This is a genomic window from Streptomyces sp. NBC_00258, assembly GCF_036182465.1.
In the GTDB taxonomy this organism is placed as follows: domain Bacteria; phylum Actinomycetota; class Actinomycetes; order Streptomycetales; family Streptomycetaceae; genus Streptomyces.
This window is the reverse complement of sequence record NZ_CP108081.1, coordinates 6,206,789-6,227,960: the sequence shown is the minus strand read 5'-3', so window position 1 is coordinate 6,227,960 and position 21,172 is coordinate 6,206,789. Positions and strand designations below refer to the sequence as shown.

The 21,172-nt window shown below is 68.9% G+C and carries 28 protein-coding genes and 1 tRNA gene; 17 read left to right on the top strand and 12 right to left on the bottom strand.

All coding sequences use genetic code 11. The features are described 5' to 3' along the window. Nucleotides 1–237 precede the first annotated feature (237 nt). Nucleotides 238–696 carry an SSI family serine proteinase inhibitor gene (locus tag OG718_RS27805; RefSeq protein WP_306938894.1) on the bottom strand — a complete coding sequence of 153 codons (459 nt, stop codon included), beginning with the start codon at nucleotides 694–696 and terminating at the stop codon, nucleotides 238–240. A 289-nt stretch (nucleotides 697–985) separates the two neighbouring features. Here OG718_RS27805 and OG718_RS27800 point away from each other — a divergent pair. Next, nucleotides 986–1,079 (top strand) — tRNA-Ser (locus tag OG718_RS27800). Nucleotides 1,080–1,138: 59 nt separating this feature from the next. Here the strand turns inward: OG718_RS27800 and OG718_RS27795 are convergent. Together OG718_RS27795 and OG718_RS27790 are read right to left on the bottom strand one after the other, a co-directional pair. Continuing rightward, on the bottom strand, nucleotides 1,139–2,647 hold the full coding sequence (locus OG718_RS27795; RefSeq protein ID WP_328845475.1) for a site-specific integrase: 1,509 nt from the start codon (nucleotides 2,645–2,647) through the stop codon (nucleotides 1,139–1,141). Then, nucleotides 2,644–3,258 (bottom strand): helix-turn-helix domain-containing protein, encoded by a 615-nt coding sequence (locus OG718_RS27790; RefSeq protein WP_328845474.1) that lies wholly within the window; start codon nucleotides 3,256–3,258, stop codon nucleotides 2,644–2,646. The genes OG718_RS27795 and OG718_RS27790 overlap by 4 nt, the downstream gene beginning before the upstream one ends. Before the next feature lie 141 nt (nucleotides 3,259–3,399). On the opposite strand from OG718_RS27790, the gene OG718_RS27785 reads away from it, so the two are divergent. The 13 genes from OG718_RS27785 to OG718_RS27725 all read left to right on the top strand — a co-directional run bounded on the left by OG718_RS27785 (nucleotide 3,400) and on the right by OG718_RS27725 (nucleotide 10,697). Further along, nucleotides 3,400–3,630: a helix-turn-helix transcriptional regulator gene (locus OG718_RS27785; protein ID WP_328845473.1), complete on the top strand. Its 231-nt coding sequence runs from the start codon at nucleotides 3,400–3,402 to the stop codon at nucleotides 3,628–3,630. Beyond that, the gene (locus OG718_RS27780; protein WP_328845472.1) at nucleotides 3,630–3,965 is read left to right on the top strand and encodes a DNA-binding protein; all 336 of its coding nucleotides are present in this window, start codon (nucleotides 3,630–3,632) and stop codon (nucleotides 3,963–3,965) included. Before OG718_RS27785 ends, OG718_RS27780 begins: the two co-directional genes overlap by 1 nt. 128 nt (nucleotides 3,966–4,093) lie before the next feature. After that, the gene (locus OG718_RS27775; RefSeq protein ID WP_328845471.1) at nucleotides 4,094–4,729 is read left to right on the top strand and encodes a hypothetical protein; all 636 of its coding nucleotides are present in this window, start codon (nucleotides 4,094–4,096) and stop codon (nucleotides 4,727–4,729) included. Between the two features lie 104 nt (nucleotides 4,730–4,833). After that, the gene (locus OG718_RS27770) at nucleotides 4,834–5,166 is read left to right on the top strand and encodes a hypothetical protein (protein ID WP_328845470.1); all 333 of its coding nucleotides are present in this window, start codon (nucleotides 4,834–4,836) and stop codon (nucleotides 5,164–5,166) included. Further along, nucleotides 5,163–6,140: a bifunctional DNA primase/polymerase gene (locus OG718_RS27765; protein WP_328845469.1), complete on the top strand. Its 978-nt coding sequence runs from the start codon at nucleotides 5,163–5,165 to the stop codon at nucleotides 6,138–6,140. Before OG718_RS27770 ends, OG718_RS27765 begins: the two co-directional genes overlap by 4 nt. Beyond that, entirely contained in the window at nucleotides 6,137–7,195 is a 1,059-nt protein-coding gene (locus OG718_RS27760; RefSeq protein WP_328845468.1) for an AAA family ATPase, read from the top strand. Before OG718_RS27765 ends, OG718_RS27760 begins: the two co-directional genes overlap by 4 nt. A 274-nt stretch (nucleotides 7,196–7,469) precedes the next feature. Then, the gene (locus OG718_RS27755; protein WP_328845467.1) at nucleotides 7,470–7,850 is read left to right on the top strand and encodes a hypothetical protein; all 381 of its coding nucleotides are present in this window, start codon (nucleotides 7,470–7,472) and stop codon (nucleotides 7,848–7,850) included. A gap of 71 nt (nucleotides 7,851–7,921) precedes the next feature. Continuing rightward, nucleotides 7,922–8,641, top strand: coding sequence for a hypothetical protein (locus OG718_RS27750; RefSeq protein ID WP_328845466.1), 720 nt, complete (start codon nucleotides 7,922–7,924; stop codon nucleotides 8,639–8,641). Beyond that, nucleotides 8,638–8,856: a hypothetical protein gene (locus OG718_RS27745; RefSeq protein WP_328845465.1), complete on the top strand. Its 219-nt coding sequence runs from the start codon at nucleotides 8,638–8,640 to the stop codon at nucleotides 8,854–8,856. The genes OG718_RS27750 and OG718_RS27745 overlap by 4 nt, the downstream gene beginning before the upstream one ends. A 51-nt stretch (nucleotides 8,857–8,907) precedes the next feature. Then, nucleotides 8,908–9,387, top strand: a complete 480-nt coding sequence (locus tag OG718_RS27740) for a hypothetical protein (protein ID WP_328845464.1) — start codon at nucleotides 8,908–8,910, stop codon at nucleotides 9,385–9,387. Nucleotides 9,388–9,410: 23 nt separating this feature from the next. Then, on the top strand, nucleotides 9,411–9,587 hold the full coding sequence (locus tag OG718_RS27735) for a hypothetical protein (protein WP_328845463.1): 177 nt from the start codon (nucleotides 9,411–9,413) through the stop codon (nucleotides 9,585–9,587). A gap of 12 nt (nucleotides 9,588–9,599) precedes the next feature. After that, nucleotides 9,600–10,073, top strand: a complete 474-nt coding sequence (locus tag OG718_RS27730) for a hypothetical protein (protein WP_328845462.1) — start codon at nucleotides 9,600–9,602, stop codon at nucleotides 10,071–10,073. 303 nt (nucleotides 10,074–10,376) lie between these two features. Next, nucleotides 10,377–10,697 carry a hypothetical protein gene (locus OG718_RS27725; protein WP_328845461.1) on the top strand — a complete coding sequence of 107 codons (321 nt, stop codon included), beginning with the start codon at nucleotides 10,377–10,379 and terminating at the stop codon, nucleotides 10,695–10,697. A gap of 98 nt (nucleotides 10,698–10,795) precedes the next feature. On the opposite strand, the gene OG718_RS27720 is transcribed toward OG718_RS27725, so the two are convergent. Together OG718_RS27720 and OG718_RS27715 are read right to left on the bottom strand one after the other, a co-directional pair. Then, nucleotides 10,796–11,275 (bottom strand): hypothetical protein, encoded by a 480-nt coding sequence (locus OG718_RS27720; protein WP_328845460.1) that lies wholly within the window; start codon nucleotides 11,273–11,275, stop codon nucleotides 10,796–10,798. Nucleotides 11,276–11,450: 175 nt separating this feature from the next. Beyond that, the gene (locus tag OG718_RS27715; RefSeq protein ID WP_328845459.1) at nucleotides 11,451–11,801 is read right to left on the bottom strand and encodes a hypothetical protein; all 351 of its coding nucleotides are present in this window, start codon (nucleotides 11,799–11,801) and stop codon (nucleotides 11,451–11,453) included. A gap of 442 nt (nucleotides 11,802–12,243) precedes the next feature. On the opposite strand from OG718_RS27715, the gene OG718_RS27710 reads away from it, so the two are divergent. Genes OG718_RS27710 through OG718_RS27700 form a run of 3 tightly spaced genes read left to right on the top strand, consistent with a single transcriptional unit; the run spans nucleotide 12,244 to nucleotide 17,353 of the window. Then, nucleotides 12,244–12,465 carry a helix-turn-helix transcriptional regulator gene (locus tag OG718_RS27710; RefSeq protein ID WP_328845458.1) on the top strand — a complete coding sequence of 74 codons (222 nt, stop codon included), beginning with the start codon at nucleotides 12,244–12,246 and terminating at the stop codon, nucleotides 12,463–12,465. Beyond that, nucleotides 12,465–16,829, top strand: coding sequence for a hypothetical protein (locus OG718_RS27705; RefSeq protein WP_328845457.1), 4,365 nt, complete (start codon nucleotides 12,465–12,467; stop codon nucleotides 16,827–16,829). The genes OG718_RS27710 and OG718_RS27705 overlap by 1 nt, the downstream gene beginning before the upstream one ends. Continuing rightward, a complete protein-coding gene (locus tag OG718_RS27700; protein ID WP_328845456.1) occupies nucleotides 16,829–17,353 on the top strand; it encodes a hypothetical protein in 525 nt (174 codons plus the stop codon). The genes OG718_RS27705 and OG718_RS27700 overlap by 1 nt, the downstream gene beginning before the upstream one ends. A gap of 7 nt (nucleotides 17,354–17,360) precedes the next feature. On the opposite strand, the gene OG718_RS27695 is transcribed toward OG718_RS27700, so the two are convergent. The 7 genes from OG718_RS27695 to OG718_RS27665 form a co-directional block, all read right to left on the bottom strand. Then, complete coding sequence (locus tag OG718_RS27695) at nucleotides 17,361–17,594, bottom strand: hypothetical protein (RefSeq protein WP_328845455.1); 234 nt, start codon at nucleotides 17,592–17,594, stop codon at nucleotides 17,361–17,363. Between the two features lie 240 nt (nucleotides 17,595–17,834). Further along, nucleotides 17,835–18,233 carry a DUF6415 family natural product biosynthesis protein gene (locus OG718_RS27690; RefSeq protein WP_328845454.1) on the bottom strand — a complete coding sequence of 133 codons (399 nt, stop codon included), beginning with the start codon at nucleotides 18,231–18,233 and terminating at the stop codon, nucleotides 17,835–17,837. A 114-nt stretch (nucleotides 18,234–18,347) separates the two neighbouring features. Continuing rightward, the gene (locus OG718_RS27685) at nucleotides 18,348–19,550 is read right to left on the bottom strand and encodes a helix-turn-helix domain-containing protein (RefSeq protein ID WP_328845453.1); all 1,203 of its coding nucleotides are present in this window, start codon (nucleotides 19,548–19,550) and stop codon (nucleotides 18,348–18,350) included. Between the two features lie 182 nt (nucleotides 19,551–19,732). After that, nucleotides 19,733–20,008 (bottom strand): hypothetical protein, encoded by a 276-nt coding sequence (locus OG718_RS27680; protein WP_328845452.1) that lies wholly within the window; start codon nucleotides 20,006–20,008, stop codon nucleotides 19,733–19,735. Then, entirely contained in the window at nucleotides 20,005–20,205 is a 201-nt protein-coding gene (locus OG718_RS27675) for a DUF397 domain-containing protein (RefSeq protein ID WP_328845451.1), read from the bottom strand. Before OG718_RS27675 ends, OG718_RS27680 begins: the two co-directional genes overlap by 4 nt. Further along, entirely contained in the window at nucleotides 20,178–20,789 is a 612-nt protein-coding gene (locus OG718_RS27670) for a DUF5753 domain-containing protein (RefSeq protein ID WP_328845450.1), read from the bottom strand. Before OG718_RS27670 ends, OG718_RS27675 begins: the two co-directional genes overlap by 28 nt. Continuing rightward, nucleotides 20,786–21,034, bottom strand: coding sequence for a hypothetical protein (locus tag OG718_RS27665; protein WP_328845449.1), 249 nt, complete (start codon nucleotides 21,032–21,034; stop codon nucleotides 20,786–20,788). The genes OG718_RS27670 and OG718_RS27665 overlap by 4 nt, the downstream gene beginning before the upstream one ends. Between the last annotated feature and the right edge of the window lie 138 nt (nucleotides 21,035–21,172).

The window sequence follows — 21,172 nt, the reverse complement described above, 5'->3', positions numbered from 1 at the left end:
GGTGCCATCTTGCCAACCGGTCCGCGACGTGTCACGCGAGGGAGTCTACGGGCAGTGGTTGCGCTCGCGACGCCGGATGAGAGGGAGGTCGCACGTAGAGGGGACGCAGAACGGACGCAGAAGACACGGAGAACCTGTGACCGTGCGTTTCGTCCCTCGACCCATGAGTCCGCTGTGCGATTCCTGTTCCCCCTGCCCTCCATCCCCACGCGCCGAGTTCCTGAAATACGGGCATTCCTACGATCCGAACCCAGGAAGCACCGGCACGAGGGCGTCCCAGCGCGCGATCTCGCACCCGTCGGCGCGCGCGTACGTCGCGTCGACGGGCCGTCCGGCCCAGGTCCCCGTGACATGTGCGGTGGCCGGACCGCCGTACTGCATGGTGCACATCCCGCCCGGCGCGGCCGGCGCGAACGGGTCCTTGCCCCAGGTGGTCCTCCGGTCCAACTGATCGCAGGCGGCCCGGGCGTCGGGGTGGCTGCCGCCCACCGGATGGCAGTCCAGTTCGAACGTCCCGTCCATGCCGCCGCCCGCCTTGCTCACGGTCACGGTGAGCCGGTCCCCGTCGTCCGCCCCGCTCACCGGCGGCGGCATGACGGGAATCGACGCGGCGTACGCGGCCGGCGGCGCCGCGGACAGCGCGGCGAGCGACGCGGCGGCGGAGGTGGCGACGGTGAGGGCGAGGCGGCGCAGCATGAGGGCTCCAGTGGGTGAGGCGGATCGGCGAGGACCTGTCGGCGGGGACCCGAGGGACGACCCCGTGTCGGCTCCGGTGTCTCGTCCGTCCCGGCTGTCTGGTCTGTCTCGTCGTCCTGGGGGCGTGCGCCCCACTCCTCTAACGCCGTCCGTGCCGTGACGTTGCGCCGCGCGATGGGCTTTGCCCTCCGACCTTTCCGCCTAGTACCGTGGGGGGCGATTGGTGACAGCCCGCTCGGCTGTGTCATCATCTGCACGCACCATTCGCGCTCGCGCGGACGGTTGTGCTGGAGGCGTCGCCTAGTCCGGTCTATGGCGCCGCACTGCTAATGCGGTTTGGGACTTAAATCCCATCGAGGGTTCAAATCCCTCCGCCTCCGCCACCTGACCAGGGAGTTCGGCCTAAACGGCTGGGCTCCCTGAGTCGCGTTCGGAGGCTGTTTCAGCGCCCTGATGGCACTGTGTTGGCACCAACCGCCATAAGGCGATTCTGGCGCGGGATAAACGCCGAGATCCTGCGTGTGGCGTCCTCCGACAGTTCCTCCGCGACGACCGCGTACACGTCCTTCGTGAACGACACGGACGCGTGTCCGAGAACCTCGCTCACGAACTTGTCGTCGACCCCGGCAGCGATCAGCATCGTCGCCGCGCCGTGCCGCAGATCATGGAAGCGGATGGGCGGCAGCGTCAGCCTCAGCGCCACCTCGACCGCGGCCTCCGTCGTCCGGTACTTCCGCGCGATCCGCTCGACCGACCACTTCTCAGCGGCCCTCGCACGGATGTTGGCGTGCCGCTCGAGCAGGATCCGGAAGCGGCTCGACAGATACTCCGGCTTCAGTGCCGTGCCGTCCTCATAGACGTACACGCGCCCCGAGTCCTGGTACAGCTCGCCCCACTTCAGGCGCTCCTCGAGCTTCCGCTTGTGCCAGGCCCGGTGAACGCGGACGGTCTCGTCGTCCAGAGGGATCTGCCGGTAGCCGGCCTCGGTCTTCGTGTCGTCGAGCTCGTCGTCCGACTGGGCCTGCAGGACATGCAGGCGCTTCCGTTCGAGGCTGAGGTCCTGCTCCTCGGCGCCGACCAGCTCGCCACGGCGCGGCCCGTAGTACGCGTCCAGATGGAACGCCGGATACAGCCGCTCCTCGGAGGCCTCGGCAAAGTCGAGGAACGCACCGCACTGGTCGGACGTCCACACCATGACCTTCGCCGGAATGACCCCGGTCTTCAGCCACTGCTCGACGCGCTCAGCTGTCCACAGCAGGGGCTTCGCGCGGCCCTGCTTGCGCTTCCCGCCCTTCGACCGCCAGACCCCGTCAGCCGGGTTGTCCGTCCGGATCTTCGACAGCTTCGACGCGTCCGTCAGTACGCCGTGCAGGACCGCGTGCACGCGGCGGATACGCGACTCGGAGAGCGGCCGGGAATGCAGACGCCTCCCCCCGCGGGTGGCTCGAGCGTCCTTCAGCCGGCGCAGAATCTCCGACCGGTCGCCCTTCTCCTCGGGCCGGTTGAGCTTCCGCATGGCCGCGTACAGCTCGCGGAAGTGCTCATCGGTGAGGTCGACGACCTTGATGTGGCCGAGCCCGGGATTGCCGTACAAGTCGATCGTCTCGCGCTCGGCTTCCAGGGTGCTCTTCTTCAGGCCTTCGCCGGTCTCGGCCTCCGACATTCGCCAGGCGTAGCGGCGCTCGAGGTATTCGCCGAGCGTCGTCTTCCGCTCGTCGTGCGCTTTCGGGTTCGCGGCCGTGCCGAGAACCTTCGCCAGCTCCTTCTTGCACTCCGTCTCCGTGGTGTACGGACCGACGCGCGGCTGCCGGCGGGTCCCCTCCGCGGACTTCGGGGCCTCGTACCGGGCGTACCAGCCGCCGTGGCCCTTCTTGGTGAGGTTCGGGCACTTCTTCCCCAGGAGCCGCTTCGTCTGTGGATTACGGCACGAGCAGGCTTTGTACGGCTTCATTCATCACTCTCCTCCGTGAGAGGCGTGTACGTGGTGTCGGCCTCCGTCGTGTCGACGTAGGCCAACTCGGCGGGGAGCTGCGGAGGGGTTAGACCGCGGCGGCGCATCTGCGTGCGTACTTCCTTGAGTGCATCGCCGATGCTGTGCAGGGTCTGGGAAGCGAGGCGCACGATGTTCGCCTCCGGCGATCCCGGTGAGGCGACGAACAGCTTCTGCAGCTGGCGGTTGTTGTCCGACCACTCGGCGACAAGACGATCGTGCCGACGGAACATCCGTACAGCCGCCGCCCCCTCCATGGGCGCGGTCTCCGGATCGTCCCCGGGCAGCCGGCTGGCCTCGCCCGTGAACCACTGCAGGGCCGCCCAGGTGTTCACCGGCTTGCCCGGCAGGACTTCGGTCGTCTCCTCAAGGCCTACGGGAAAGAGCAGTTGTACGGGCGGGACCTTGAGGATGCGGGCGATCACGAGCAGCTCAACGACGCTCAGCGCGGGCCGCCGGCCGCCCTCGAAGTTGGCGAGGACCGAACGCTTGATCGGAAGTCCGTACTCCTCAGTGCAGATGTCCGCGAGCTTCTGGACGCTGATCCCTCGCTCGAGGCGGTACCGACGCACCTGTTGAGCCACTCCCTGTACAAGCCGGGCCCTCCACTCTTCTTCCTCCACGCGCCTCCGCCTTCATCCCTACGACCGTTTGCTCAGATGACGATAGCGGGGAAGTTGACACCTTGCACCCCCACGTGCACCCTTAGCAGCGTGAGCAACGAATCTGCCGAGATCGGCATCTCAGAGAACGCCATGGAAGGTGTCGGGCTGACCCGGCGTGAGTTCGCCAAGCTCGCGCGAGTCCACCCCGACACCGTGAAGCGCTGGGCTCGCGTCGGGATCGGCCCCCAGCCGCACAAGATCGGCCCGCGGCTGGTGCGCTACGACCGCGGTGAAGTCCTCGAGTACCTCAACATCAGCCCGGCCGGAGCGTCAGCCTGATGTCCGCGTGGACCCGCGAGGCGGTCGAGGCGCTCGGCCCGACGACGAACGTGAAGACGGCTGCCTCGATCGTCGACATCGATCCGGAGACCGTCTACGCGGCAATCCGCCGCGAACAGTGGGATCTCACCCGCGTTCTCCGCATCGGCCGCCGGATCCTCATCCCGACCCTCGACCTGATCACTCTTCTCTACGCCCCGACCGACCTCGCCCCGACGGTGCCAGCACAGTGCCAACACGACGCATCGCGGCAGGTCACGGGCCAGCAATCGCAGTCTCAATGCGGTTGCACCCCAACTGCTACCGGGGTTGTTCACCAGCTCCGGGGCGCATGAGAACGGCCCCCATCAGACCGGCGCGCCAACGCCAGCCGACAGGGGCCATGTCCATCCCGCACATGCAAGAACCCCGGCTCATCGCTCGCCAGCGACCGGGGCTCCCACAAAGAACGGACACCGACAGTATGACCCAGCAGAAGCCCAACGTCTCCACCGTCGTCCGCCTCGCCCTCGCCGAATCCAAGGGCGCCATCCCCGGAGGCTGGCGCGAGGACACCGGAGGTCGCGCCGTACAGACCGCCGACTGGGGGACCGTCTGCCCCGGCTGCGACAAGATCCCCGCCGCGGGCCAGCAGATCACGCGCATCTTCTACGCCTGGTGGCACGCCAGCTGCGGCGCCGCCTATCTCCGCTCGACCGCGGCCGACGAGGCCTGGGTAGCCCTCGGGCACCAGCTGGAGCGGCGCCCCTCCGCTTTCACCAACCCGGAGACGAAGGCGATCACCCGCAACCTGCTCCGCATCGCCGGCCGCTCCTTCACCATCCCCGAGCAGGGATGGGGTGACAGCGTCCACGGACGACGCGTCGCCGAGAAGACCAGCGGCGACGAGACCACCCAGTTCGCCGACGTGCTCGAGGGCTACGACGACAGCAACCTGAAGGCCGCCGTGCTCCAGGCCGAACAGCTCAACCCCGGCAGCACGGGAGCAGCCATCGGCATCAAGGCGTGGGCGCAGCTCGACCCGCAGCAGCAGGACCAGGCGATGCCCGAACTCCTCGCCGCCTACGTCGAACTGCAGAGGGTCGAAGCCGACCTGTAGCACCCCGGCCGCGCTCGGCAACGGGCGCGGCCACCAGACCACATCCCTCGCGAGACGGCCCACAGGGCACCCGCACCGCCTCGCCGCCGCGAAGGAAACCCAGCATGGCGACACAGGAAAGGAGTCCGGCGCTCAGTGCCGGACCCCCCGAGACCGCTTCCAGGCTGACCTCACCCACGAGTGTAGTGCGGCCCGCGATGCGACTGCCGGGCGAACAGCCCGACATGCCGGACGCCATGCACAGCGACCAACTGCGCGAGCAGTGGATGCGCGAACGAGGGCGCCGCGAGCTCGTCATCAGTTCCATCCGGGCGCACCTCGCCGAGCAGCCCAACCCGCGCGCCGTCAGGGCTTGCGCCCGGCGCTGGGTCAACGACATCAACTACCTCGCCGACGGCGTCATCGCCGTCATGAACAGCACGGAGACCGAAGAGTGAGCCGAACTGGGCTTTCCCCGCGCGAGCGTCGGCACCGCGCCATGCATGCCTTCATCGACCGTGACTGCCCCGTGTCCGCCCTCACCCCGGGGCTCAAGGTCCCCGTGAAGTCGTGCCCGCAGTGCGACATCAAGTCACCCGACTATGTACGGCATCACGGGATCAAGGACTGCCCGCACCCGGCCGATCTGTGTCACGGCTTCCACGCCGCCACCCTCGACCACGGCAAGGCGCAGTCCTGGATCGACCGCCACCCCGACCTCAACTTCGCGGTGTCGCCGGGGCCGGCCGGGCTGGTCATCATCGACCTCGACACCAACAAGAACCAGGCGCCAGTACCCGAGGCCTACGCGGGCATCCCCGGAGTCCGAGACGGTCACGACGTGTGGGCACTCGCCCTTGAGCGCTACGGCGCCCAGCCGCCGACCGACACGATGCAGGTCGCCACACCCAACGGCGGCCTCCACATCTGGTTCCGTCTCCCGGAAGGCGTGATCGTCAACAAGTCGGAGGGCGACTTCGGCTGGCTCGTCGACGTCCGCTCCACCAACAGCTACATCGTGGCTCCGACCAGCGTCACGAAGGCCGGAGAGTACCGGCGGATCGGCGACGTCACCACCCCCCAACTCGCCCCGGCCTGGCTACTGCACCACCTCGAACACACCGGCCACAAGCCCAAGCCGCCCGTGCCGCGCCCCATCCGCAGGCAGTACGTAGAACGCTCCGGCGACCACCGCGGCAAGACCCTGCAGGACCTCGCCCACGAACTCGCCACCGCCCAAGAAAGCGAACGGCACTCGGTTCTCTGCCGCGTCACCGCCGCCGCGGCGTTCCTCGTCGAACGCGGCCAGTGCGACGAAGCCGAGATGCGCGACGAGATGTTCAGCGCCGGGCACCAGGCCATGCGCAGCGACTACGAAATCCACAAGGCCATCGAGAGCGCCCTCACCTACGCATCCGGGAGGGCCGCATGACCGACGTCGAGGAAGGGGCCGGTAGCGACCCGTGGGCCGGGAAGGTGCCGCCGCTACCCGAGGAAGCCCCCGAGGATGAGCAGCTGCCCAAGGCCTTCGTCCGCGGTGGCGCGTTCGTCCTCGACGTACCCGACACCCCGCCTGCCGTGTGGGGAGAAGGCGGCGACGTGCTGTGGGCGGAGGGCGAGGCATTGATGGTCGCCGCCCCGCAAGGCGTCGGCAAGACGACCGTTGCCCACCAGGTCGTGCGCGCCCGTCTCGGGCTGCAGGAAAACGCCCTCGGCTTCCCAGTGACCGAGGGCAGGCGGGTCCTGCTGCTGTCCATGGACCGGCCTGCGCAGGCTCGGCGTGCCGCTCACCGCATCTTCGCCAAAGACGACCGGGACGTCCTCGATGACCGGCTCATCGTGTGGGAGGGGCCGCCGCCGTTCGACCTGGCCACTCGCACCGACATCCTCGCCGCGATGTGCGAACGGGCGAAGGCCGACACGGTGGTCCTCGACTCCCTCAAGGACGCCGCCATCGGACTGTCAGACGACGCGGTCGGTGCCGGCTACAACCGGGCCCGGCAGACGGTGCTGGCCGCAGGCGTCCAAGTCCTCGAGCTGCACCACACCCGAAAGGCCGGGGCCAACGGGGGCGAGCCGAACACCATCTCCGACGTGTACGGGTCCACCTGGCTGACCTCCGGTACCGGGTCGGTCATCTCCCTGTACGGCGACCCCGGCGACCCCATCGTGTCCTTCCGCCACCTGAAACAACCGATGAACGAGGTCGGCCCTTTTCAGCTGATCCACGATCACCCGTCCGGAACGACCAGCGTCATGCACACGGTCGACCTCGTCGAGTTGGTGCGCGCCAGCGGACCGGAGGGTCTGACGGCTCTCGCCGCCGCGGAAGCCCTGTTCGAGACCAAGAAGCCCAGCCGCGCGGACAAGGAGAAGGCTCGCCGCCGTCTCGAAGCCCTCACCGCCAGCAGCGTCCTGGCCCGCCTGGAACCCAAGTACCCGGGCGGATCGGCCGCTTACTACCTGGCGGCCAGGGAGCAGGGATGACCGTCTCAGCCGAGGCGCACGGAGGGGTGCACGGACCCATTTTCCCGTGCACCCCGCACGGCATGCACGGGAGGTGCACGCGCTCTCCAAAACCCCAGGTCACAGGTGCACGCACAGGTGCACGCACCGCACGCGCCCTAGGTGCACGTTCCCCACCCCTCCTAAAAGGAGGGGAACGTGCACGCCCGCCTCAGCCACCTCAGTACTTCTCTCGGAGAAGTCGTGACCCTCGCCCCATCCGGCACTCACCGTTTCCATCCCGAAGGAGACCGCCATGACCGACCGCACCCTCACTCCCGGCCCGCTCGACCTGGCCGCCGACGACATCCGCGACTACGGGTACGCCATCGTGCAGACCCGCATCGAACGCGTCCCCGCCAACTACCGGCAGCGCACCATCTGCGGCGAACCGAGCGGCTGCCCCGAGCCCGCCACCCTGGTGACCTTCGCGCTCGCCCAGATCACCGACGAAGGGGACGGCCAGACCGGTTTCGGCTTCGCCCGCGACGAAGACGACCAGATCGTCCGCTTCCCCGTCTGCGACGCCCACCGCTGCGAGGCGACCCACCGCCTGTACTACGCGCTCACGAGCCAGCTCCGGCCCGACGGGATCCGCGCCTTCGACCTGCCCGGCCAGCACATGCAGTGGACCTGACCCGCACGCAAACGGCCGGCCCGCGGGAACCGGGCCGGCCACCCGCCCAGCATCTACGAAAGGAGGCAGCCGTGCCCACCACAACCGATCCGCCGCTGATCTTCTGGGGGCGCTGCCGGTACGGGCGCCGCTGGTTCTGGACCGCCAGCGAATACGACGGCCAGCAGCTTCACGGATGGGCCGACAGCGTCGACGAAGCCGCCCGCCAGGCCAACGCAGCAGCGGTGCAACTGGCCGCCGGCCGGTACGCCAACGTCCAAGTCCTGCACGGCATCGCCCGCGAGCAGCTGAAGAAACTCAACGCCGCCAAGCGGAAAGCCAAGGCGCCGAAGAGCGCCCGAACCGGTATCGCGCCGCCACCCAACCCGGTCGGCTACCTGTACTCCGTCGAGCCCGGCCGGTACGAACTCGACGACGTCACCTGGATCTCCGGCAAGGTCGTCCGGTTCCCCATCACGAAGAAGACCGCCAAGCGGATCTACTACCTGCGCCCCCGCTTCCTGTACATGCCCGGCCCCGATTGGGAGCCCGGCTACGTCGACCGGCAGGAACTCGAACGCCACGGCTCCGTGCACGTCCCGTACTGGCACCTGCTGTTCGCCGAACCGCCGGAACTGCCGTCGCCGCGAGCGCTGCGCGCGGGGCGACGGCAGCCGGATTCGGCGCCGCCGCCGGAACTCAAAGAGCTGAAGGCCGCCATGGCCGCCGCCCACCCCGACCGCGGCGGAACCAGCGAGGCGTTCATCGCCGCCCGTGAGCGATACGAACGAGCGCGGCGGAGGGCGGCATGACCTCCCACGTCGAGCAGCAGATACAGGAGCGGATCGCCCGGGTGCGCGCCGAGGAGGAACGCAAGCGCCGCCAGCGCGAGGAACTCGCCAGGCGCCGCACCGCCGGCCTCGCCCGGAGGCACGCGGCGAAGCTTCGGGCCCTCGCCCAACGCGGCATCGACCTGGTGCCGCCCACCGAACTCGACAACTCCACCTATGCCGCATCCGGCGCATAGGTGAACAAACCTCCCGCACGTAGATGCGCGCCCACTACAAAGGAGAACCCCGTGATCGATTTCAAGGGCAACACCACCACCGTCGTCATCCCCGGCGACCGCGGCCACCAGTTCACCCTCCCGCCCAACCGCGACACCATGCCCGCCAAGACCGCTACCGCCCTCGACAAGCTCCTCCAGGCCCGCGACGCCGAACGGCACCTCAAGGGCAACGCCGGCGCCGCCGCCAAGCGGGAGGCGGCCGACACCGTCCAGGCCGCACTCACCGACCTGTACGACGTTGCCGCCGCCACCGCAGTCAGCGCCCGCCAACACCACCAGGAGGGCTACAGCTACGCGACCGCCAAGTTCAACCGGGCGATCGCCGAAGCCGAAGCTGCCCTGCAGCTGCTCGCCGACCATGCGGCCCAGTACGCCAATCCGTCCGGTATCGGCATCGTCGCGAAGAGCAGCACGAAGCCCATCGTCTCCCTGCGGCTCATCGCCGGCGCCCTCGACGCCCTGGTCGCCGTACCGCCCATCGACGCCTGATCACTGCATGAAAGGAGAAGCCGATGGCTGAGAAGCCGAAGACCCGGAAGGCGACGGCCGCGGAGCGCCTGGCCGCCCGCGCCCTGGGCAAGCCGGAGCCCGACGAGATCGAGCTGCCGACCCGGACGGCCGCCGAGCAGCACTGGGACCGCCTGCAGGAACGGCAGTCCAGCACCCCGACCCCCACCGACCAGCAGTAGTAGGAGAACTTCATGCGACCCGTAACCCTCACCCCCGATCACCTGCCCGCCGAGGTCCGTCCCCTGCTCGACGAGTACGCGACCGCCGCCCGTGCCGAGGGGGAGCTGCAGAAGCAGCTCTCCGTATCCCGCGGCGAGGCCCGCGCCGAGGTGGAGGCGGAGCTTGAGCTGGCCACCACCGCCCGCACGGCCGCATACACGGCGCTGGAGACCGCCACCCGCGACTACGTCCCGCAGATGCGGCAGTCCTCCGCGAACGCGTTCTTCGCCTCCGTCGAGCGGGCCCGCAGCCTCATCGCCGAAGCCGAGGCCGCGCTGCGCAACGCGGCCCAGGCGACCGCCCTGCACGCGTCGATCCGCGACGGCAAGACCAACGTGAACACCGACAACGAGCGGGCGGCCCGGTCTAAGACCCGGCAGGACCTGATGCGCAACGTGTCCGGTCTGCGTGATGTCCTCGGCGACCTGCCCGACGGGCTCGACTGATGGCGCGGGTCAGTCGGGAGAAAAAGCTCGAGGCGGCCGTATGGCTGGCTCACGGCAAGTCGGCGGACTGGGTTGCCGCACGGGCAGGGGTTCGCGCGGGCACGGTGCGCGCCTGGCGCCGCAACGACCCCGTGTTCAGGGAGGCGTATGAGCGGCAGCTCGGCGGCCTCCAGGGGCAAGGGCTGCAGGCCATAGCGGAGGGTCGTGCGGTTCCGCCAGCGCGGCTCAGCAGGAAGCCGGGAGCGACCACGCTCGAGGCGCTGCAGGATGCGGCGTTGAAGATCGGAAGGAAGGAGGCCCGCCGTGGGTAACTGGGCGGAGATGGTTGTGGAGGCTGCGGCGCAGCGTGCTGCGGAACGCGCCAGGGCGAAGGAGGAGTCCGGCTCGCGGGTCCTCGCCGAGGAGGCGGCACTGCCGGCCGAGGCCGAGCAGGAGGCCGCGGACCGGGAGGCGCGGGAGACGAAGCAGCGCGAGCAGTACGAGGGCATCGCTGCCCGCGTACAGCGGCAGGTGCGCGCCCGCCGGAGCGCCCGGGCACCGATGACCGAGTGGGAGCGGCAGACCGCGGGCCAGGCTCTCGGCGAGGGCTGGGACAACTGGGAGGGGCCGCCGCCCGCCGCCTGAATTCACCGCCTGCAGAATTACGCCCGGCCGCACCGCACGGTGGCCGGGCGCAGTCATGCCCGAGGGGCTAAGGATTGTTTCCACCCCTGGTGTTACGGCTACGCGTTAGAGACTCTCTGCCGGTAAGCCTTCTGCCTGCACGCCGATCCGCAATAGCGGGAGTCGGCGCGGCCCGTGGTGATCTGCTCGCCGCACGTCTCGCACGGTTGGCCGCTCCCCTGATTGCCGTTACGGCTACGGGTGAGATCTGTTGAACAGGTGGGTGAGCAGGTGGGGCGCTTCAGTAGCGGGTCGGCGTTTCGGATGAACGGGCGACCGCAAGCGGCGCATGGCACGGGCGGCATCTGCTCGCCGCGGCCGACGACTCGATACCAGCGCGCTCCGTCCATCTCGCGCATGTGATCGGCGTTGAGTGTCCCGGTCTCGGCGTCGTAGCCGAACCCGTAGCAGCCGGAGCAGATGAGGAATCGTCCTGGCCACCAGCGGCGCTGCTTGGGGAACTTGCGGGCGCCCTCGACGAGATAGCCAGGGCCTTCCCTGAACGCGTCTCCACAGAGTGGACAGTTGGCGTTACGCATAGACGTGAGGGTAGCTGGACCGGGCTGCAACTGTCACCCATATCCGTAACGCAACAGGGGCTCCGTAGTGTGGAGACTTCAACCCCCTAACCGCATAGGTGATGCGGTGTGTGAGCTTTGACCTGCTGCTTTGTGCCCTGATGGCACGCGTGTGGCACGGCAGGGGGTTGCCCGTCTACTCCTGCTCGTCGTTCTCGAAGTGCAGCGAGATGGACCGCAGGACATCCGCCACCGACACGTCGGCGCGGCCCTCGTCGTAAGCCTCGGCGAGCGTCACGAAGGCGAGAGTGAAGGCGCCCACCATCCGCTTGACGGCCGGCCCTATCTCCTGGCCTACGGCCTCCGCGATCTCGTGCGCGGTTGCGTCGGCGGGAACTTCGACGTCCGGGAGGATCTCGCCGAGCATCGCCTCGACTACGCCGGTGGTCTTGAAGTCGCCCTCGGGGTCCTCCCGGACGAGGCGCCGCATCTCGAGACCCTCGGTGAGAATGCCGACGACCCGCTGCATGATCTCTCGCTGCTCCATTCGCGCAGCCTAGACGCGACGACGCCCCGCCGAGGGTGCTGTCCATCGGGCGGGGCGTCGAGGCATCCAGTGCAAGCAGCCAGCAGGCACGGATGGAATACCGCCACGGTACGCCGCAGCACTGACAGTCGACTCCAAGGGCTCGATGAATCGTAGGTATGACCTGTCTATGGCCTACGAATCTATGGTCACAGTGATTGTTCTGGAGTAAAATTCCAGCCAGGACGTACAACCGAGCGCTAGACGCAGCGCCAGGGATCCGGCGGCACAGCTGGCCGCGAGCAGGGCTCACACGGATCACAGGCAACGCGTCGACGGCAGGCGAAGCAGCGGCCCGTGATGGGGCGCCAGGCCATAGAGCGTGATGCTCAGCCGGCGAGAGGGCGGGTCACTCGGGCCCGCGGAACCGTCCGCCCCATCCCGCCTCTCCCTGGGATCCTCCGTGGCTCGACTGTTTTCCGGCGCCAGCCTGCGCGACACCCGACTGCTCGCCGGCGTATCGACGGCCGAGCTCGCCGCGTCCGTAGGCCGCACCCCGTGGGCGATCTTGAAGTACGAGACCGGCACGGCACAGCCGCCGATCGTCATCGCCGACGCACTCGCCGAAGCCCTCGGCGTGCCGCTTGAGTCGCTCCTCGTCAACGACTCGCTGGCGGTGGCCTGATGTCCTTCCTCGTCGCCTCAGGGCATGTTCAGGTCGACGCCAGGACCCGCGACGCCAAGCAGGACATCGAGCGGTTCCTCGCCGCACTGCAGCGCACCGGAACCCAGGGCAGCGCCGCACTGGCGGCCGTGGTCGACAAGCTCGACGACGCGAAGCGGGCAGCAAACCAGCTGAAGGCCGCAGCCCGCGACATCCGCTTCAAGGTTCAGCTCGACGACCAGGCAACCCCAGGGTTCGCCGCGATGAAGACGGCGATCCGCGACCTCAAACGCGAGAGCCCGCTGCGCCTGCGAGCCGAGTTCGACGGCCCGACCGGGCAACTCCTCGCTACCGCACAGGCGATGCGGGACCTGCGCGAGCACGCATCCCGTGTCAACACCCCGCTCGCCACCCTCGCCGCGAACGCTGCCGCCGCAGCCGCCGCCCTTCAGCTGCTCGACGACGCCGCCGGCGATGCGTCCCGTGCCCTCCGTACCCTGCGCAGCCGGGCAGCCGGGGCAGCGGACGCCATGCGGGACCTGCGCGACACGACGTCCCGCGCGTCGACGGCCCTCAACACGCTGTCCAGCCGCGCCACCACAGCAGACACGCGGCTGACGCGCCTATCCGGAAGCACCCGCACCCTGCGCAACGACCTCGACGACCTCGACGGCCGGCTGCGCAGGGTCGGCGGCAGCATGGGTGCGCTGCGGCCCGCCCTCGGCAGCATCGGCGGTGGCGGCGGTGGGGGTGGCGCGAACGGCATGCAAGGAATGGCGCAGGGCGCACTGCTGCTCGCCCCCGCGCTCATCCCCGTCGCCGCCTCGCTCACTGCCATTGCGGCCGAGACTGTCGCCGCGGGCGCCGGACTTGCCATACTCGGCGTCGCCCTGGGTGCGCAGGTCAAAGGAATGGTCGACGCGGCGCAGGCGACGACCAAATACAACGAGGCGGTCGAGCAGCACGGCCGGGGCTCGGTCGAGGCGGCGAAGGCACAGCAGGAGCAGCAGCGGATACTCGGGAAGCTGCCGCCCGCCACCCGTGAGGCCGCCGCCGCGTTCAGCGTCCTGAAGAGCGAATACAAGGAATGGTCGGCGTCCCTGGCCGGCGACACGATGCCGGTGGTCACCAAGTCCATGGGCATCTTCCGGGACCTGCTGCCCCGTCTCACACCCGTGGTGCGCGGCACCTCGGCCGAGCTCCAGAACATGCTCAACGTCCTCGCCGGCGGCATGCAGACTGCCGGGTTCGAACGGTTCATGGACAAGCTGGCGAGCTGGTCGGCGGGCGCTCTCTCCGACGCCACGCTCGGCATGGTCAAGTTCTCGCAGGCTGTCGACGGCGGCGAAGTGAGCCGCGATGTCGAAGAGTTCATGGACTACGTGCGGGCGAACGGTCCGCTCGTCGGCGAGACGCTGGGCAACCTGGCGCGCGCCCTGACGAACCTGGTGGTGGGCGCCTCCGACGTCGGCGTCAGTATCCTGACGGCCGCGAATGCTCTCGCGAAGCTGGTCAATGCGGTACCGCCCGAGGTGCTCGGCACAATCATCCAGCTGTATGCGGGGATGAAGCTGCTGAAGCTCGGTATGGCGGGCATTGCCGCAGCGTCCACGTCCGCGGCGGTAGCGAACCTGACGGGCTTCGTGCGGGCCGCACGCTTCGGCGGCGTCGGCCCGGCGATTGCCGGTGTCGCGCAGCGGATGAGCACCCTGCAGAGGGTGGGCGGCAGTCTCGGCTTCCTCGGGATTGCGGCGCTCGGTATCAACGAGCTGGCGAAGGCGTCGCGCGGCGCGCCGCCGGACGTCGACCGGCTGGCTTCGTCTCTCAAGACGCTGTCCGCGTCGGGCCGGTGGACCGGCGAACTGAAGTCGACGTTCGGCGATATGGATGGCTTCGTCGCCAAGCTGGGGAAGCTGAAGAACGAGTCCGCCGCCATGGAGAAGGCCAAGCCTTTCCTCGCCTTCTCCGGGCTGGGTGCGTTCGCCGACACGGCGGTCACCAAGCTCGACGATCTCGTCCGCGGCACGAAGAGCCTGGGCGCCACGAAGGACGACTTCAAGAGCCTCGACCAGACCCTCGCGGGGATGGCCACGAACGGCTACGCGAACCAGGCGGCCGAGCAGTTCCGGAACATGAAGGCCGCCTGGCTGGCCTCCGGCAGATCGCTGAAGGAGTTCAACGCCGCATTCCCCGAGTACCGGGCCGGCGCCGCCGGGTTGAAGGCGGAGCAGGACCTGGCCGCGGCGGGCATGGGCGTCTTCGGCCGGCAGGCCATGGATACGAAGGCAAAGCTCGATGCGCAGAAGGGTGCGGCCGACGGTCTGCGGGCCAGCATCATGGCGCTCAACGACACGAACCGGTCGGCCTATGACGCGCAGATCGGCTTCGAGGCGGCCATCGATGCGCTGAGCGCGTCGTTCAAGGAGAACGGCCAGACCCTCGACACCAACACCGAGGCGGGCCGTGCGAACGGTCAGGCAATGTCGGCGGCGGCGAAGTCCCACGACGAGATGCTCGCGGCCGGTCTCGCGGCCGGCGACTCCCTCGGGTCGATGACGGGCAAGTCGGAGCAGCTGCGCACCAAGATGATGCAGCTGGCGACGGCCACGCTCGGCAGCAAGAAGGCGGCCACCGAGTACGTCAACAAGCTGCTCGGCGTCCCCGGCGACATCAAGACCATGATCAAGCTGGAGCGGCAGGAAGCCGTCACGGGCCTGCAGGCCGTCCAGGCGGCGATCAAGGCGACGCCGGGCGCGAAGTCCGTCAAGGTCGACACGTTGAACGCGGCGGCCATCGCGGCGCTGGAAGCAGTCGGGTACAAGACGCGGACTCTGCAGGACGGCCGCACCGAGGTCTACACAAAGAACGGCCAGGCCATCGGTGCCATCGGCGCGGTGTCGACGGCCCTGAACCGCTTGGACGGCAAGACGGCCCAGACGTTCACCAAGCACGTCATCCGCACGATCCGCGAGTACCAGACGAACTACCTCTCCGGGCGTAGCCAGCACGACATCACGGGCGCGACGGGCGGTCGTTTCAGCGGCTCGGCGTTCCGCACCAACTACGACACGGGCGGCCGGGTGCAGGGGCCGGGCACAGGTACCTCGGATGACGTGTTCGCGCCGTGGCTGTCGAATGGCGAGTGGGTCATCAAGGCCGCGGCGGTGGCGAAGTACGGCGACAAGTTCATGGCGTCCGTCAATGACGGCAGCCTCAAGCTCGGCCCGCAGATGGCCAAGGGCGGCAAGCTCTCCGACAAGCAGAAGGCCGCGATTGCCGCGGAGAAGCAGCGGCAGAAGGAAGGCCGCTCCGCTCTCACCTCGGACGTCACCTTCACGACCGCGGGCAAGCTCGCCGGGTACAAGAACACCGAAGCCGTTCACGATCTCGGCATGCCCGACTCGGTGGGCTCTCTCGTCTCCTCGATCAACAGCTATCTGGGCAACATCAAGAAGGCGTTCTCGGGGTCGACGGAGAAGAAGCTGGTCTCGCAGCTCACCTCATCCGGCAAGGCGCTGCTGGCCAACCAGAAGAAGCTCGAAGGCGTCAACAAGGCGCTGGACTCGGCGAAGTCGAACCTCGAAGACCTCAAGGGGAAGTTCGACAGCCTGAAGACCTCGGTGAGTTCCTCGCTCGTCGGCTTCGCCAACGTGACGAAGATCGGCAAGTACGGCACCAGTGCCGAGACTCTGATCAAGCAGCTGTCGTCGGACACGAGCCGCACGACGGAGTTCGCCAAGCAGCTGGAGGCGCTGAAGGGGAAGGGCCTCAACGCCACCGCCATCTCGGATATCGCGGGCGCCGGGGTGACGGGCGGCGGCATGGCGACGGCACAGTCTCTGCTGAACGCGACCCCTGCTCAGATCCAGCAGATCAATGCCCTTCAGGCGCAGTTGCAGAAGTCCGCGGATGCGGCCGGTGCGACGACCGCGAACGCCATGTACGGGGCGGGCCTGAAGGCCGCCGAGGGCCTCGTCAAGGGGCTCACGTCCCAGCAGGACAAGATCGAAGCCGCAATGATGCGGATCGCCCAGGCGATGGAGAAGTCCATCAAGAAGGCGCTCGGCATCAGGAGCCCCGCGAAGCGCATGGAACCCATCGGCGACTTCAGTGCGCAGGGTGTGGAAGTGGGCTGGGAGAAGCGCCTCGCCAAGGGCCGCACCCTGCTCTCGGGGAGCGCCGCCAGCCTGCGGATGCGGCCGGGCCTGCAGGCCGGCGGGGCTGCGGCACAGGCGCCGGCCGGTGCGCCCGCCCTGAACGTCACGGTGAACATCAACTCGACCGACCTCATGACGAGTACCCCGGAGCGCCGCCGCGTCGCGCAGTCGATGGCCAAGGAGATCAACGATGCGCTGCTCGACTACCAGCAGATGCGGAGGCGCTGATGGGCACGCCGACGGTTGTCCGCTGGCCGCTGCCTGGTGGCGGGTTCGCCTGCCCCACATGCGGGGCCGCGGAGGGCAACACGGTGGCCCTGGACGCCGCGGAGTTCTCCGGTGAGCCGTCGTACATGCAGTGCCCGGCCGGCCACCTGTGGGCTGAGCCGGCATTCCCGCGGCTCCTCGCTGGCGGGATCCTCCGCGGAGCCGACCCGCAGCATGTCGCCGTCATGCCCGAGCTGCTGAAGCTCCGCGAGCAGCCGCGCATCGTGATCCGGGCGAAGCATGTCGAGGACCTCTTCGAGTACCGGCTTGCCTGCCCCGAGTGCGCTGCTACGCACGGCCTGACGGCCCGCCTGGACTCGCACGCCATCACGGCGGAGCCGACGATCCTCGCATGCCTGAACGGCCACGAGTGGGCCGAGGACGGCTTCCCCTCGTGGGTGGGCGCCGACATGATCCGCTACGCGGTCGAAGAAGACCCCGACTTCGCAGAGAAGGCGGCCCGCCACGAGGACGGTCACCCCTGAGAGAGGCTTACGGCTCGGTCGTCGGGACGAGGGTGTTGGTCTCCTCGATGATGTGCGCCATCAGGAGAGTGTTGTAGTCGTCCTCGGACAGACCTTCGCAGGCCTCCGGCTGCACGGGCACTTTCGCCGGGAGCTTCTCAAGGGCCGCCCGGCAGCGATCGAGTTCCTCCTCCCCGGACGCACCGCAGGCCGCGAGGCCCGCCAGCAGGACGGCAGTCGTGACGAGAGTGCGGATGCGCATGGGTCCCCCAGAGGTGCGGATGAGATGCAGCATCATCCGCCCCGGAATGCGCCGACATCAGGGGAGTGGCCATCCTGTGACCCGTTTCGCGGTTCGGCCCCGGCCGGTGGACATGACCGGCCGGGGCCTGTTCCCACGTCGCCCGTCATCGGGACGGGCACGGCGACCGCGTGACCGACGCCGGACGTGGGCGCGATCCCGCCCGCCCCTCTCGGGGGTACCAGGGGCGGGCGGGAGTCGTCAGCGGTGCTCGCCGCCGAGATTTTCGTAGTGGTCGCACAAGGCGTTGACCGAGCGGGCGAGCCGCTGAGCGTGCTTGATCGCTGCGGGTAGACCGTGCCCGGCTTCAAGGCCGAGACGCATGCGTGCCTCCCCGATACAGGCCAGCGCGCAGGCCCGCGGCACGTCGTCGTCAGGCAGCTTGAACGCCGCCTTCTCTACCTCGGGGATCGTCAGCATGATGTGGCCGCGCAGCTGCAGCGTCAGCGTCTCCAGCTCCTCGACGCTGGGGAGTTCGGCGTCCTCGCCGACCAGCCGGTTCGCGCTCGCCCGCATCACCTCGACGTCCAGGGGCATCTCGACTGGTCCCGGCCGGGGCGGAGGTGGTGACTCGGGCACGGTGACGCTCTTGCTGGTCATGGTCGGCTCCATGTGACGGACGGTGTGGGTACCGTCACATCGTGCCGACCTGGCAAGGCCCTGGCGTTGACAGGCTGGCAACACCCAGACCCTTGACCAGCGTTGCCCCGCGCGCTACACGCCGCACCAGTGCGCGAACTCCAGCAGGTCCCCCGACGCCTTCACCCGCGCCCGCAGCAGCGTCGCCACCGTCTCGTGCACCCCCGGGTGATACCGAGTCTGCTGCGGTGCGGCTCTCCGGGCGTGGCCCAGCGACGTGAACGCGTCCTCGTGCCGTGCTGTCCACGTCTCCGCACGTGCCCGGTCCACCCAGTAGTGCCCGGCCCGAGCCTCCGGGTAGTCGTCCGGCAGCCGCACCTTGCGGGCCTTCTCCAACGCGCGAGCGTGCTTGTCCCGGTCGCTGGACGCCGACATGCCGTGAATGATCACGTTGACCGGGCCGAACACGAGTCCGTAGTTGCGGGTTTCACCCGTCTCCTCGGCGATTTCTCCAGCCGCGGCCAGCCAGTCATCCGCGCCGGCCGTGTCTCCCTGACGGCTGGAGAGGATGGCCCCCTTCAGGTGCAGGGCGCCGCGCACTGCCTTCGTGGCCTGCTCCCCGTCGTCGTCCAGGTCTTTGAGGGCCTGCCGAACGAGGAGCACCCCGCGGTCATGACGGGCGGCGTCCGCCATCAGCTGCGCCCGGTCCCATCGCTCGATGGCCACTTGCCGGGGGTCGCCGGACTGCGGGGCGGACACGGCCATGCGAGACAGCGCCAGGCGCGCGAGGTCCATGAAGCCGATCTGACGGCCGACCACGTACACGGTGCGGCACAGCTCCGCCTGTAGCCACGCGGCCCGCTCCAGGGCGTACCCGGGGGACTGCGTCAGCACGTGGGCGTTCACCTCGGCGAGCAGCGAGGGAAGTTCGTGGGCGATCTCGATGTACTCGGCTCTCGCGCGCTGCCCGTTCAACGCCGTCACCGTCGCCTCCAGCGCGGCGAGCTGACGGGGCGGGGGGTCGCCCTCCCCGAGAGGGATGTCCCAGTCATCCAGCGCGGCACTGATCGGCGTTATCAGCCGGTCGAGCTGGTCGGCCTGCAACTGGTGAATGTACGGCTGACCGTGGAGGACCGAGATGCTGACGGACAGAGCGCGGGCGACCGCGGAGACGATGGCTGGGCTGGCCTGGCGCTGGCCGTTGATGATGCGGGAGAGCATCGACGGGGAGACGTTGGCGCGGCGGCCAAGTTCCCGGAGGGAGAAGCCTCGAAGGGCGCTCACCTCTTCGATACGCGCCCCAATTCCGCCGGTGCCGACGCGTGTTGGCTGTGGCATGCTGGCTCCGTTCTGACCTCGACACTCAGAACGTACCCCCGGTCGGCTCCGGGGATATACGGCCTCCGTGAAGCTTCGGCCCACGGGGGCCGTTAAGCGTTCACCCCCGGACATGACGAAGGGCCCCCGCCCGAGGCGCAGCAGTTCGCTACGGCGCTCAAGCAGAGGCCCTCATTCGCGGGCTAGCTGCCCGGCTGGTCGTCGATCTCCTGCTGAGTGGTCGACTCGATGCACTCCATCAGGTACGCCTCGAAGGCCTCGTCGGATCCGCAGGCCTTCCGCCCCAGCGCTGCCGTCAGCGACAGGACCATGTCCCGCACCACCTCCGGCGGGTGCGCCGCCGTGAGGGCCTCGTAGCCTGCCTCGTCCTGCCGCAGCACGGCGAGGACCAGAGCGAACGGCAGAGACGGATTCGCGTCCTTCGGACCCCATCCCCAGTTCGGCCTGTCGTCGGTCACAGCGCTTCTCCTTGCTTGCCAGCCCAGTGGGCGAATGCCTGCCAGGCATTACCGCTCAGCCGTACCCGCGGCCCGACGGGCCGCTTCGAATCCCGCACCAGGACACCGCCTGCGGGCCTCGCCCACTCCACACAGCTGCCGCTGTCGGTGTACGTCGACTTCGTCCAGCTCAGCGACTCGTTCGGAGTCTCCGGCAAAGCGTCTCCCTCGTTGCGTCGATCAGGTCGAGCGATTCGGCAGCGGACAGGGCCAGCGCCTCAAGCCGCTCCCACGTCGAAGCGTAGGCAGCGACATCATCGGGGCGGGTGGTGATCTCTGAAGACGTCAGCGACTCGATGAACACGGCACGCTGCCGGGCGGCCCGGTACAGGGTGAACGGCCCGGCGAGACCGGGGTGCGCCTCGATGCTCTGCGGCAGGATCCGCAGTGTCAGCGACGGCTGTAGCGAGGCCACGGCGAGCAGGTGCTCCAACTGGTCGACGAGCGCCGCGGACCCGCCGACGGCCCGGTACAGGGCGCTCTCGTCGACGATAAACTCGGAGGCGGCGCGCAGCTGGTCGATGCGCTGGCGGCGGATGTCTGCCCGTTCGGCGATGGTCTCCGGCGGCAGGGCCGGGGTGGTGGATCCGATCGCCCCGCACGCGTAGGCGTAACTCTGCAGGGCGCCCGGTATGAGCAGCGGCTGCCAGGCGTGCACGGTCTCGGTCTCGGCTTCGATCGCGACCAGGCGGGCGATGTGCTCGCCGAGCGTCTCCGCCGGCGACTCCCAAAGGGTGGTCAACGGCTGGTCCTCTCGGGCATGGGGCGGGTGCCGGCCTCGCGGGTGCGGCGCCATGCGTTGTGCATGCGCCGGCCCACACGCAGCCGAAGCTTGTCGCCGTGGCAGCGCGGGCACGTCCGCTGCTTACGGAAGTGCTGCAGATAGCCAGCGCCCTTGCACCTGCCGCACGGGGCGAACGGCTTGACGGCACACAACACTGCGTAACCGGCGAGCCAGAGGATGAGCGCGGCTATAGCAAGCCACATGGGGTGTCTCCCTCGTCTGAAGTGGGTGTTTCCCGTTTCCCGGGGGCGCCCCTGCTAGACGCTAGATCACAGATCAGGGGCGCATTTCACTGCTAGTAGCCCTGCTAGACCTAGCGGGTCGGGGTGCTAGGTCTAGCA

What these genes read in the sequence shown, in the direction of transcription:
- OG718_RS27805 (WP_306938894.1), bottom strand. Translation starts at nt 696, where the DNA reads ATGCTGCGCCGCCTCGCCCTCACCGTCGCCACCTCCGCCGCCGCGTCG.
- OG718_RS27795 (WP_328845475.1), bottom strand. Translation starts at nt 2,647, where the DNA reads ATGAAGCCGTACAAAGCCTGCTCGTGCCGTAATCCACAGACGAAGCGG.
- OG718_RS27780 (WP_328845472.1), top strand. Translation starts at nt 3,630, where the DNA reads ATGTCCGCGTGGACCCGCGAGGCGGTCGAGGCGCTCGGCCCGACGACG.
- OG718_RS27775 (WP_328845471.1), top strand. Translation starts at nt 4,094, where the DNA reads ATGACCCAGCAGAAGCCCAACGTCTCCACCGTCGTCCGCCTCGCCCTC.
- OG718_RS27770 (WP_328845470.1), top strand. Translation starts at nt 4,834, where the DNA reads ATGGCGACACAGGAAAGGAGTCCGGCGCTCAGTGCCGGACCCCCCGAG.
- OG718_RS27760 (WP_328845468.1), top strand. Translation starts at nt 6,137, where the DNA reads ATGACCGACGTCGAGGAAGGGGCCGGTAGCGACCCGTGGGCCGGGAAG.
- OG718_RS27755 (WP_328845467.1), top strand. Translation starts at nt 7,470, where the DNA reads ATGACCGACCGCACCCTCACTCCCGGCCCGCTCGACCTGGCCGCCGAC.
- OG718_RS27745 (WP_328845465.1), top strand. Translation starts at nt 8,638, where the DNA reads ATGACCTCCCACGTCGAGCAGCAGATACAGGAGCGGATCGCCCGGGTG.
- OG718_RS27735 (WP_328845463.1), top strand. Translation starts at nt 9,411, where the DNA reads ATGGCTGAGAAGCCGAAGACCCGGAAGGCGACGGCCGCGGAGCGCCTG.
- OG718_RS27730 (WP_328845462.1), top strand. Translation starts at nt 9,600, where the DNA reads ATGCGACCCGTAACCCTCACCCCCGATCACCTGCCCGCCGAGGTCCGT.
- OG718_RS27720 (WP_328845460.1), bottom strand. Translation starts at nt 11,275, where the DNA reads ATGCGTAACGCCAACTGTCCACTCTGTGGAGACGCGTTCAGGGAAGGC.
- OG718_RS27715 (WP_328845459.1), bottom strand. Translation starts at nt 11,801, where the DNA reads ATGGAGCAGCGAGAGATCATGCAGCGGGTCGTCGGCATTCTCACCGAG.
- OG718_RS27705 (WP_328845457.1), top strand. Translation starts at nt 12,465, where the DNA reads ATGTCCTTCCTCGTCGCCTCAGGGCATGTTCAGGTCGACGCCAGGACC.
- OG718_RS27700 (WP_328845456.1), top strand. Translation starts at nt 16,829, where the DNA reads ATGGGCACGCCGACGGTTGTCCGCTGGCCGCTGCCTGGTGGCGGGTTC.
- OG718_RS27695 (WP_328845455.1), bottom strand. Translation starts at nt 17,594, where the DNA reads ATGCGCATCCGCACTCTCGTCACGACTGCCGTCCTGCTGGCGGGCCTC.
- OG718_RS27690 (WP_328845454.1), bottom strand. Translation starts at nt 18,233, where the DNA reads ATGACCAGCAAGAGCGTCACCGTGCCCGAGTCACCACCTCCGCCCCGG.
- OG718_RS27685 (WP_328845453.1), bottom strand. Translation starts at nt 19,550, where the DNA reads ATGCCACAGCCAACACGCGTCGGCACCGGCGGAATTGGGGCGCGTATC.
- OG718_RS27665 (WP_328845449.1), bottom strand. Translation starts at nt 21,034, where the DNA reads ATGTGGCTTGCTATAGCCGCGCTCATCCTCTGGCTCGCCGGTTACGCA.